This is a genomic window from Calothrix sp. PCC 6303 (assembly GCF_000317435.1).
Taxonomy (GTDB): Bacteria; Cyanobacteriota; Cyanobacteriia; order Cyanobacteriales; family Nostocaceae; genus PCC-6303.
Window position 1 is genome coordinate 4,532,985 of sequence record NC_019751.1, and the last position, 12,531, is coordinate 4,545,515.

Annotated in this window: 5 protein-coding genes; 3 read left to right on the forward strand and 2 right to left on the reverse strand. The window is 43.6% G+C overall.

The annotated features are described in order from the left end of the window. The first annotated feature begins 146 nt into the window (after window positions 1-146). The 3 genes from CAL6303_RS18560 to metH all read left to right on the forward strand — a co-directional run bounded on the left by CAL6303_RS18560 (window position 147) and on the right by metH (window position 9,577). Window positions 147-1,538: an efflux RND transporter periplasmic adaptor subunit gene (locus CAL6303_RS18560; protein ID WP_015199360.1), complete on the forward strand. Its 1,392-nt coding sequence runs from the start codon at window positions 147-149 to the stop codon at window positions 1,536-1,538. A gap of 299 nt (window positions 1,539-1,837) precedes the next feature. Continuing rightward, the gene (locus CAL6303_RS18565) at window positions 1,838-5,080 is read left to right on the forward strand and encodes an efflux RND transporter permease subunit (RefSeq protein WP_015199361.1); all 3,243 of its coding nucleotides are present in this window, start codon (window positions 1,838-1,840) and stop codon (window positions 5,078-5,080) included. Between the two features lie 966 nt (window positions 5,081-6,046). Then, entirely contained in the window at window positions 6,047-9,577 is a 3,531-nt protein-coding gene (metH, locus tag CAL6303_RS18580) for a methionine synthase (protein WP_015199363.1), read from the forward strand. 328 nt (window positions 9,578-9,905) lie between these two features. Here metH and CAL6303_RS18585 read toward each other — a convergent pair whose 3' ends face one another. Continuing rightward, a complete protein-coding gene (locus CAL6303_RS18585) occupies window positions 9,906-10,448 on the reverse strand; it encodes a Tfp pilus assembly protein FimT/FimU (protein WP_015199364.1) in 543 nt (180 codons plus the stop codon). A 172-nt stretch (window positions 10,449-10,620) separates the two neighbouring features. Further along, window positions 10,621-12,078 (reverse strand): ammonium transporter, encoded by a 1,458-nt coding sequence (locus tag CAL6303_RS18590; protein ID WP_015199365.1) that lies wholly within the window; start codon window positions 12,076-12,078, stop codon window positions 10,621-10,623. Between the last annotated feature and the right edge of the window lie 453 nt (window positions 12,079-12,531).

Below are 12,531 nucleotides of genomic sequence, written 5' to 3' on the forward strand. Positions count from 1 at the left end.
AAAAGAATGTAAAATATTTCCTCACAAATAAATTAAAATATCGCCTAAAAATTTAATTTTTATAGGGAAAAACCACTTGATAGCAAGCGGCTGTTTTAGCCCAAATTCAAAACCAAAGTAAACATAGCTCGATTTTGGATAGAAATATGCCGCTGAGTAAGATGTGCAAACAGGGAGATGGTGGAATAGGAGACTATTTGTTTCCAAAACCTAGCTTATTTTTACGTCGCCATATCAGCTTAACTGCTTGCGTGGTAACTGTTGGAATATTAATCGGGGGTTGCGGTTCATTGCCCAAAGAATCTGCTGAAGCAGAATCTAAGGGTGCTGGAAGAAGTGCTAATGCAGTGACACCAGTGGATGTAGCGATCGCTCGAACTGAACTATTACGTCAGCAGCCGGAGTATACTGGAACAACTACACCATACCGGGTTGTTTCAGTGCGATCGCAAGCGGAAGGCAGAGTACTATCTTTAAATGTAGATGTGGGTGATGCCGTCAAAACCGGACAAGCTATTGGACAATTAGATGATGCCATCTTGTTAACAGGGTTGAAACAAGCAGAAGCTGAATTGGCAGCCCTGAAATCAGAAGTAGCAAGGGCAACAACACAAATCAGTAATGCCCGCACCGAGGTTGAACGGCTGAGATTAGAATTAGTCCAGTCGCAGGCAGACTCCCGACGGCAGCAAGAGCTTTTGAGTGCAGGTGCGATCGCGCAACAAGCCGCAGAGCGATCGCAAACCGAAGCCAGAACTGCTACCCAAGCTCTACGTGCTGCTACGGAACGAGTCAGAACAGAACAACAAGCTGTTGCTGCTGCCCAAGGTCGAGTTTTAGCACAGCAGGCATTGGTGACGGAGGCGAAGGAACGCCGCTCCTATGCTAAATTAATATCTCCAATTCCCGGTGTAGTTACGGAGAAAATCACGGAACCTGGAAATCTTCTCCAACCAGGTAATGAAGTTGTCAAGATTGGTGACTTTAGCCGCATCAAAGTCGTAGTTCAAGTTTCGGAGTTGGAACTTTCTAATATTCAAGTAGGGCAATCTGTGGAAGTCAGTTTGGATGCCTTTGCCAATCAAAAATATACTGGGAGAGTTACCCGGATTTCCCCTACTGCCGATGCCACAGCGCGTTTAATCCCGGTTGAAGTCGTCATTGCCAATAGCGACGGCAAAATAGGTAGCGGATTATTAGCACGGGTGAATTTCCAAGGTGCTACCCAACAGCGAGTAGTGGTACCGCAAACAGCGATTCAAGCAGATAAAAATAGTCAAGAAAGTCGTAGTGGCACAATATTTGTAGTTAGCAATACAGAAAGTAATCCCAAAGTTACTGCCAAAACCGTCACCCTAGGGGAAAAAGCCGATAGCAAAGTCGAAATTTTGTCCGGTTTAGCAGTAGGAGAATCCTATGTAGTCCGCAGTGGAAAACCATTAAAAGATGGGGAAACTGTGCGAATGTCAGTTCTTTCAGAAAAGACGCAATCTAGTTCACAAGTAAATTACAGCACCACATCAACCGTAGGGGTTTAGCAATGATCATTTGTGCTAACTTAACGCGAAACTCATACCCCGACTGGGAATGAATTCCCATTCTCATAGCAAAAGTCATCTATACACGAAGTGTTCCCGAAGGGTAGATGACTGAAAATTCTCACAAATCCCTAGTCCGTGAAGGCAGAAGTAAGTAGACGCGGTAGGCACGGAGTGACTTTTGTAAGTGCAGCTTCTGTAAGTTTTAAGTCATAGCTTTCAGTGTTATTGTCAAATCCCCGACTGAAAACGTGATAACTGTTCACTGTTCACTGATTTAATTGGAGTTTAGCGACCAAATGCAGCAAACTAAAGTAGGCGGTTTTAGTATTAGCGCGATCGCTATCCGCCAACATATTGGTACATTGATGTTGACCCTGGCAGTAATTGTACTGGGGGTATATTTCAGCACTACGATTCAAGTTGACCTTTTACCAGCAATTACTTATCCCCGAATTGGTGTCCGCTTACAAGCACCGGGGGTTTCTCCAGAGGTGGCAGTGGATGAAATCACCAGACCTTTGGAAGAAGCTTTATCTGCCACTGAAAATGTGATCCAAGTTGTCTCTCGCACCCGTGAAGGGCAGGTTAATCTTGATTTGTTCTTTAAACCTGGGGGAAACATAGACCAGGCTCTAAACGATGCTACCGCCGCATTTAACCGGGGTAGGGGGCAATTACCAGATACAATTGAGGAACCACGGTTATTTAAATTCGACCCCTCCCAATTACCTATCTACGAATTAGCACTGACATCACCATCACTCCCAGGTAAAGATTTACGCGTATTTGGGGATGAAACCCTATCGCGGGAATTGGGGGTTGTTCCGGGAGTTGCAGCGGTAGATGTATCTGGGGGCGCGGAGGAAGAAGTTCGGGTGTTAGTTGATTTACCACGTTTACAAGCATTGGGAATCGGCTTAAATGATGTCCTGGATGAATTACGCGATCGCAATCAGGATATATCGGGGGGTCGGATTTTAGGAGAGTCGGAACCTTTAACCCGGACGGTAGGCAGATTTAAAACTGCTGAGGAAATACGCAATCTTTCTGTGGAATCCAATTCCAGCACTTCTGGCACTTCTGGTAATAATCCTTCCCCGAATCGTCGTGTGTATGTACGAGACTTTGCCGAGGTGATTGATGGTACAGAAGACCAGCGTGTATCTGTGTATCTCAACCGTCAGCCCTCTATAAAACTTTCAGTTCAAAAACAACCGGATGCTAACACTATTACGGTTGTGAATGCAGTAAAGCAAAAAATTGAACAGTTACAGAAATCAGGTTTGATTCCTGCGGACATGACTTTGACCCCAACTACAGATGAATCGCGTTTCATCAGTAATTCTCTCAATGATGTGATTTTTTCAGCAGTCTCCGGGGCATTATTAGCAGCCGCAGCGGTACTATTATTTTTAGGTTCACTACGACAAACATTTATTATTAGCATCGCCATTCCCCTTTGCACCTTAGCAGCGATCGCATTAATGAAATTATTCGGTTTAAGTTTAAACGTTTTTAGTTTAGCAGGTTTAACTTTAGGAATCGGTCAAGCAATTGATACATCGGTGGTGATTTTAGAAAATATTTCCGAAAAGAATAGCAAAGTTGATCAAAAATTTGTCGAGAAACAGGAGATGATCGAAAGCGCCATAGCATCCTCCCAGGAAGTAGAATCAGCATTAGTAGCTGCCACCGCTGCTAACTTGGTTTCTGTGGTGCCGTTTCTATTAATTGGCGGATTTATTTCTCTGTTATTTAATGAACTAATCCTGACAATTGGCTTCGCAGTTGCCGCTTCCCTAGTTGTAGCCGTGACAATTGTACCCATGTTGGCTTCTCGATTGCTAGCAATTCGCTGGTCTAGTGGGATTAATAATTTTTGGTTGATTAAACAATTTAATCGTCGTTTTACAGATGCCACAAGCTCCTACGGCAGAATCCTCAGTGGAGTTTTACGGTATCGCTTATTTGTAGTTGTTGCAGCTTTAGTCATTCTTGGTGGTAGTAGCTTTTTCATGGTAGGTCAAATTCCCCAGGAAATTCTCCCCCGCATTAGCACTGGACAAGCCAATTTACGGGTGCAGTTTCCTCCTGGTACACCTTTAGCAACTTCCGAGAAAGTGATGCAAGTTGTAGATGACATTTTAATCAAACAACCAGAAACCGAATATGCTTTTACAACAGTGGGGGGTTCTTTATTTGGCAATACAACTTCCGAAAACCCCCTGAGAGCAAATAGTACAATCAATCTGAAACCAGGTACAGATGTTGAAAAATATGTGCAAAAAGTTACCATAGAAGTTAATAAACTAAATTTAGCCGGGATTACAATCCGCTTAAGTCCAGGACAAGTGAGGGGTTTAATCCTCAGTAATACCCCCGCTCAAGGTTCGGAAATTGACGTGATTCTCCAAGGTGAAGACGAAGAAAAATTACGTCAAGCAGGAACGCAAGTATTAGCAGCTTTGGATGAAAAGGCAACATTTGCCAGATTTCGAGCAGATGCAGATCCTCTGCAACCAGAAATTCAGATTCGTCCCGATTGGGAAAGACTTTCAGCTTTGGGATTGACAACCCAAGACGTTGGTGACACCATTCAAACGGCAATTGAAGGTTCAGTTCCAACGCAGATTCAACGAGGTAATCGTTTAGTTGATGTGCGGGTACAACTGAATAATGACGCAATTGAGCGTCCTTCTCAGCTACAGGGATTGCCGTTATTTACCGAAAATAATCAACAAATTCGCCTTTCAGATATTGCCAGCATAGCAGATGGACAAGCACCCGGTGAGGTGCAACGAATTAATCAACGTCAGGTTTTTATTATTGCTGGGAACTTGAGTGAAGGGGCAAGTTTGGGGGAAGCGATCGCTCAAGTAAACCAAGTACTGCAAAATATAGAATTACCTTCAGGTGTCTCCATTGTCCCTAGTTCTGCTCAACAAACCAATCAAGAACTGCAAAATGCCCTGAAAACCTTGGGTGGTTTAGCGGTTTTTCTCATCTTTGTCGTCATGGCTGTACAATACAACTCATTGATCGACCCCTTTGTGATTATGTTTACCGTCCCCCTAGCTTTGGCTGGAGGTATTTTCGGACTCTACATCACCAAAACAGCCATCGGTGCCACAGTAATTGTGGGTGTGGTGTTACTAGTGGGGATTGTTGTTAACGCGGGAATTTTGATGGTGGAATTAGCCAACCAAATTAGAGAAGAAGAAGAAAGTTATCCCCATAAAGCCTCATCCCAAGAAATTCGCATCTCTGCCATACTCCAAGCAGCACCCCAACGCCTAAGACCAATTATGATGACAACAGTCACCACCATTTTAGGACTGTTTCCCCTAGCATTGGGCATCGGTGAGGGTTCCGAGTTTTTACAACCCTTGGGAATTACCGTTTTCTTTGGGATGGCGATCGCCACTTTGATGACACTATTTATTATTCCTTGTTTGTACATTTTGCTCCACGATTTTCAACCAGGGAAATGGACAAAACCGATGATTAAGCAGTTGAGTTTTCCTGGGAAAAAGTATTAGAATAATTCACGCTTTTTGTTTATACCCTTTTTGTGTCATCAACTGGTTCCTAGGCTCTGCCTGGGAACCCTGATTCTGAGGCTCCGCCTCTTATAAAGGCATTAGCCCCCTTTTTCTTGGCGAAGCCGCTCTAAAAGAGCTAGGGGGTTGCGGGATCAAAAAGACTGCTAGGCAACTCTAAAAGACTTGTGTGTACAGACTCTGTGAAGTACTCCGGCTTGCTTCGCTGAAGCCGGAGCTTCCTCAAAGCAACCATCATTGTTTCGCGTCTCATTCGTCGCAGCCTCCTTGTACAAGTACAGATTGGACTTACACAGCGTCTCTCGGTTTGCACCGTTTATCTCCTCAAGGGAGAACCCGCGCAGCCGCCCGCCTCCCGCAGGCAGTTTTATTTCTTTTTCGTACACCTCTGTGTGGCTTATTTTTTTACCGCAGGGCGTAACCGATGCGAACCAGTGACCGAGGTCTTTCCCCCTTTCTCACGCTCTTAGACGAGGTCGCGCATACTACCGCTACTGTGACCGTTTGTTATGAGCCGTGTGGGTGGGTCAACAACCATTTATATAGTAGCATAGGTATGCCTATGTTGTGGACATGCCTATGAAAACAAAAGAAGTACATATTCGGATATCACAAAGGCCTTTCAATAAACTAAAAAACTATGCCGCGACGAAGGAAAAAACAGTGACTCAAATAATTGAAGACTATATTGACCGACTGCCAACATTGGAGATTGACAAAAACTCGACTACAGCCCTCTCTCAACAACCTGCGGTTGATATTGATTAGGGTGGGTCTCGTTTTTGTCCGCTATTCATCCCCACCCTGTAGAGGGATGGGGAATTCCGCGAAAGAGGTTAAATCTTCAACAGCATTTAACTACACAAACCATTCAGAATCACCAGAAATTTGGGAAAATACTAAATGTAGGTGAAAACACCTCACCAACTCAATTTCTGGGAAAGTATGAAACATCCGTTTTTAGAACGACTCCATAGTCCAGAACGTCCCGTCATCGTCTTCGATGGTGGTATGGGAACCCACCTCCAAACCCAAAACCTCACTCCAGAGGACTTTGGTGGTGCCGAATACGAAGGTTGTAACGAATATCTCGTCCACACCAAACCGGAAGCAGTAGAGAAAGTCCACCGAGACTACTTAGCAGCAGGTGCGGATGTCATCGAGACTGACACCTTTGGTGGTACACCAATTGTACTCGCCGAATACAACCTTGCCGACCAAACCTACTACCTCAACAAAACTGCCGCCGAATTAGCAAAACGGGTAGCAGCGGAGTTTTCCACACCGGAAAAACCCCGCTTCGTTGCGGGTTCCATGGGACCAACTACCAAATTGCCCACCCTAGGACACATCGACTACGACACCTTAAAGGACGATTTTGTCCAACAAGCAGAAGCCCTTTGGGATGGCGGAGTAGATTTATTCATCATCGAGACTTGCCAAGACGTGCTGCAAATCAAAGCAGCCTTAAATGCGGTGGAAGAAGTATTCACCAAAAAGGGCAAAAGAATACCCTTAATGGTTTCTGTCACCATGGAAACCATGGGGACAATGTTGGTAGGGACAGAAATTAACGCCGTCGTCACAATTTTAGAACCCTACAAAATAGATATCCTTGGCTTAAACTGTGCCACAGGACCCGACTTGATGAAACCACACATCAAATACTTGTCGGAACATTCACCTTTCGTGGTTTCCTGTGTACCCAATGCGGGTTTACCAGAAAACGTCGGAGGTAAAGCACATTACCGTTTGACACCGATGGAATTACGGATGTCACTCATGCATTTTGTTGAAGATTTGGGTGTCCAAGTGATTGGGGGTTGCTGTGGGACACGTCCAGAACATATTCAACAACTAGCAGAAATTACCAAGGAGTTAAAACCAAAGCTGCGAACACCGCGATTAGAACCAGCGGCAGCATCTATTTACTCAACCCAAAATTATACACAGGATAATTCCTTCTTAATTGTGGGGGAACGTCTCAACGCCAGCGGTTCCAAAAAATGCCGAGATATGCTCAACGCCGAAGATTGGGACGGATTGGTTTCCATGGCAAGGGCGCAAGTTAAAGAAGGCGCACATATCCTCGATATTAACGTGGACTATGTAGGGCGTGATGGCGTGCGGGATATGCGAGAATTAGTTTCCCGCATCGTCAACAATGTCACCTTACCCTTAATGTTGGACTCCACCGAGTGGGAGAAAATGGAAGCCGGGTTAAAGGTAGCTGGGGGAAAATGTATCCTCAACTCCACCAACTTTGAAGATGGGGAAGAACGTTTCTTCAAGGTGTTGGAATTAGCCAAGCGATATGGTGCGGGTGTCGTCATCGGTACCATTGATGAGGAGGGGATGGCAAGAACTGCCGAGAAAAAATTCCAAATTGCCCAACGTGCCTACCGGGCAGCTTTGGAATACGGTATTCCCGCTCATGAGATTTTTTTTGATACTCTTGCTCTCCCAGTTTCCACGGGGATAGAAGAAGACCGCGAAAATGGTAAAGCAACCATAGAAGCAATTCGCCGCATTCGCCAAGAATTACCTGGTTGTCATTTCATGTTGGGTGTATCAAATATATCTTTTGGCTTAAACCCTGCATCCCGCATCGTCTTGAATTCCATGTTCCTCAACGAGGCAATGTCAGCGGGGATGGATGGGGCAATTGTCAGCCCAAATAAGATTTTACCCCTATCCAAAATTGAGGAAAAACATCAACAGGTTTGCCGGGATTTAATCTATGATTCCCGGAGATTTGAAAATGGCATTTGTGTTTATGATCCTTTAGGGGAACTCACCACGCTATTTGAAGGAGTCACAACCAAACGTGATAAGGGTCTAGATGTCAGTCTCCCGGTAGAAGAAAGATTGAAGCGTCACGTAATTGACGGTGAGAGAATCGGTTTAGAGGATGCACTGAAGCAAGCAATGGAAAAATATCCACCTTTGGATATTATTAACATCTATTTGCTAGATGGGATGAAAGTTGTTGGGGAATTGTTCGGTTCTGGACAAATGCAGCTACCTTTCGTTTTACAATCAGCCGAAACCATGAAGTCAGCGGTGGCATTTTTGGAACCCCACATGGAGAAAAACGAATCAGGAGAAGATAATTCCAAAGGGAGATTTATTATTGCCACCGTCAAAGGTGATGTTCACGACATTGGTAAAAACCTCGTAGATATCATCCTCTCCAATAACGGCTACAAGGTGATTAACCTGGGAATTAAACAGCCTGTGGAGAATATCATCGAAGCTTATGAAAAGCACAAACCTGATTGTATTGCCATGAGTGGTTTGTTGGTCAAATCTACCGCATTCATGAAGGAGAATTTAGAAACCTTCAACGAGAAAGGCATTTCTGTTCCCGTAATTTTGGGGGGTGCTGCACTAACTCCCAAATTTGTCTATGAAGATTGCCAAAATGTCTACAAAGGGAAAGTTGTGTATGGCAAAGATGCTTTTTCCGACTTAAATTTCATGGACAAATTAATGCCCGCAAAATCCGCAAATCAGTGGGATGATTCCCAAGGGTTTTTAGGAGAATTCGCTGAGGGAGAAAGCGAAAATGGGCATAAACAAGTCAAAGAAAAGAAAGACAAAAAAGTTAAAGATGATGAACCCAAGGTAATCGATACCAAACGTTCAGAAGCAGTGGATATTGAGATTACACGTCCACAGCCTCCGTTTTGGGGAAGTAAGTTTATTCAACCAGAAGAAATTTCTTTGGAAGAATTATTCTGGCACATGGATTTACAAGCTTTAATCGCGGGACAGTGGCAATTTCGCAAACCCAAGGAACAAAGTAAAGAAGAATATCAAGCTTTCCTACAAGCAAAGGTTCATCCAATTCTAGAAACTTGGAAAGCGCGAGTTTTGGAGGAAAAACTATTACATCCCCAGGTAATATACGGATATTTTCCCTGTAACTCAGAGGGCAACACATTACATATTTACAACCCCGAAAATCACTCACAACAAGTCACATCCTTCGAGTTTCCTCGGCAAAAATCCCTCCGTCGTCTTTGCATTGCGGATTTCTTTGCAACCAAAGAATCAGGAATTGTTGATGTATTCCCCATGCAAGCGGTGACAGTGGGTGAAATTGCCACAGAATTCGCTCAAAAGCTCTTTGCTGATAACCAATACACCGATTACTTGTATTTTCACGGAATGGCTGTCCAAGTTGCTGAAGCGCTAGCTGAGTGGACACATGCCAAAATCCGCAGAGAATTGGGCTTTGGAAGTAGTGAACCTGACAACATTCGGGATATGTTGGCACAGAGATACCAAGGTTCTCGGTATAGTTTTGGCTATCCTGCTTGTCCGAATATTCAGGATCAACATAAGCAATTAGATTTGTTAGGTGTTGACAGGATGAATATGTATATGGATGAGAGTGAACAACTATATCCGGAGCAGAGTACAACTGCAATTATTTGTTATCACCCGGTAGCAAAATACTTTAGTACCTAAAACTTCAAAGTGAAGTTTTAGGCAATCTTGTGGGGAAAATTCCCCACAAGACTTGTACAGCAGGCTAAGTAGGTGGGCATAAATAAACAGAACTATACTTTGTCATTGCGTAGTTTACGAACCGAAGGTTGGAAGCACGACGTTCGCTGAAAGCGTTCTCGCAGAGTAGCATAAGCCCTCCGGGCAGGCTACGCCTTTCTTAAATGCCGTAGGCTTTACGCAAGGGTTTTGAGCTATTTACATTTTGTTACATAGTTGTAAATTTTCCCGCCCACCTACTTATGTTGCAAATAGGGTTGAGTTAATCACAATATTTTTAGCTGCTGATTTAATAGCAATACTTTCCACTATCATCAGCCTGTTGATGTTCTTTACCAGTTCGCATTGCACCCAAAATAGTCGAAACAATTACACATCTTTTCGCGTACCCAGAATGTTGTCCAATTAGAGTAATTCTGCCAAATTGGGGGATTACCTGACCTCGATAATCAAAACTGACTTGATATTGCTGAGGTGAAACACTAACTTTTCTCAAACTTGTCTCAGCATCAATGTAAATACCCGACTCCAATTGATTCCACATACCAGCACTCGGTTGCTGATTCACAGAGTGAACAGCCCATTCAATCAGATTATTTTGCTCACGAAAACTTGCTAGCCAAATTACCTTTTCCTTCTTCGCTTGACTTTGTGCCTGACGCATTGCCAGGTATACTTGATTTTGGGCAGTACTGAGACGACGAGTATTGATAAAACTCAGCCAACTAGGAAGCGCGATCGCACTCAAGATTCCCAGCATTAAAAGCGTCACCAAAACCTCCAATAGTGTAAAACCACTGTTAGAGTGATGAACATAAAATTTTTTCGACATGGTAGAAGCCGTGGTAAATGCATCCAAATATTTTGAGAAAGTAGTCGATGCACCCTGAGAAAATCCTTATAAACAATTATTCTTTTTTACCAGTAAAATTGACTTCAGTATTTATGTCGATTTTCAACTAAATCAAAACCTTGCTCCTAGATTAGTTATTTGGGCAACGATTTTATTGTTTATTCACGACAGAAATGCGATCGCCAAATTCATCATTGTAAGCTTCTTCACCATGTTCGTTGATATCTATACCCTGGAATTCAACTTCTTCTTTGACACGTAATCCAACGGTAGCATCAACAATCTTGAGAATTACCCAAGTTCCAACACCAGCGACTACATAGGCAATGACAATGGCGATAATTTGGGTTAAGAATTGCTGAGGGTTTTTGTAGAGTAAGCCGTTTGCACCCCCGGCATTCACTGTTGTGGTGGCAAATATCCCTGTAAGAATTGCTCCCACTGTTCCACCGACACCGTGAACAGGGAAGGTATCAAGGGCATCATCAATGTTTACTTTATGCTTAAAGCTAACTGCGTAGAAACAAACAAAGGCAGTAATGGCACCAATCAAAATTGCTGCAACAGGTGTCACAAATCCCGCCGCAGGGGTGATCCCAACCAAGCCAGCAACAGCCCCTGTGGCTGCACCAACTGCGGTGGGTTTCCCGCGTAAGACTTTTTCTAAAATTAACCACATCAAAGCTGCTGAGGCTGCTGCTGTGTTAGTGGCGACAAATGCTACCGTAGCAACACTATTTGCACCTAAAGCACTTCCAGCATTGAAACCAAACCAACCAAACCACAACAAAGCTGCACCTAAAAGGATGAAGGGTACATTGTGGGGTGGGCTGAGACGTTCCGGATAGGTTTTGCGAGGTCCTAATACGATTGCGGCAACAAGGGCAGAAACGCCGGAACTGATGTGGACAACTGTACCACCTGCAAAGTCTAGAGCGCCTAAACCACCATACAGTCCCAAAAATCCACCTTTAGCCCATACCATGTGTGCCAAAGGAGAATAGATAAATGTTGACCACAAAAGAACAAATAAGGAGTATCCAGTAAAGCTCATTCTCTCAGCGATCGCACCTGAAATCAAAGCCGGGGCAATAATGGCAAACATTGCTTGGTAAATCATGAATGCTTGGTGAGGAATGGTTCCTGCATAGGAAGCCACGTCAGCATATTTGGGGTTTGCAGCTTTGAGAGCATCTTCGTATGCCATGTGGGGCAAATAACCACTCACATCCAAGCCTACATTTCCGAATGCCCACTGGATGCCCCCAATGATGCCATTACCTGGAGAAAATGCAAGGCTATATCCCCACAAAATCCAGGTGACACCCACTATCCCCATGAGGACAAAACTCATCATAAGTGTATTGAGGACGTTACGCGATCGCACAAATCCACCATAGAAGAAAGCCAAGCCCGGTGTCATCAACAAAACTAGAGCCGATGACACTAGCATAAATGCTGTATCTCCTGCGGATTGAGCCGCTGCTGCGGCATCTGCTACTTTCTTCAAGTCATCAGCTGTAACTGTTTGAGCTAGAGCATTTCCTGTCAGAGGATCGCCAAAAACTAACAAGGCGATCGCTACTGCGATTGTCACTTTCTTCAACACTTCGTTTTCGTTCCTGGAAGTCTAAGGGTGTTGTCTGATTTACATAATTTTGAGTATTTTTTCATACTCGCTCGGTATTGAAAGTTACTCAAATTATGAAATTGAGGAAAGATTAATAAAAATATAATCCCTAATGCAGTTGTTTTTATTAATTAATTGTGTATTCAGAACAACCTGATGTAGAGCCATTATCCTATTATGAACAGGAATAAAATGGTATCTAAATATGCAATAAACAAATAATTGATATGATTAAATTGCATACTTTACGCCACTATCCATCACCATTAACTGAACCATAAAAGCAAAAAACCCTCTCCAAGGAAAGGGTGTGAAACTGTAAGTTACAGCTATTTTCAGGTAAATAGACCAGGTTGTAGGGGTTTAGCAATGCTAAACCCGGTTGACGTGGTTCAAATAGGTGAAAACTGCTGTAAATATAAAAACGCGAAT

Excerpts from the sequence above, each read along its gene's own strand:
- CAL6303_RS18560 (WP_015199360.1), top strand. The coding sequence starts at position 147 with ATGCCGCTGAGTAAGATGTGCAAACAGGGAGATGGTGGAATAGGAGAC.
- CAL6303_RS18565 (WP_015199361.1), top strand. The coding sequence starts at position 1,838 with ATGCAGCAAACTAAAGTAGGCGGTTTTAGTATTAGCGCGATCGCTATC.
- metH (WP_015199363.1), top strand. The coding sequence starts at position 6,047 with ATGAAACATCCGTTTTTAGAACGACTCCATAGTCCAGAACGTCCCGTC.
- CAL6303_RS18585 (WP_015199364.1), bottom strand. The coding sequence starts at position 10,448 with ATGTCGAAAAAATTTTATGTTCATCACTCTAACAGTGGTTTTACACTA.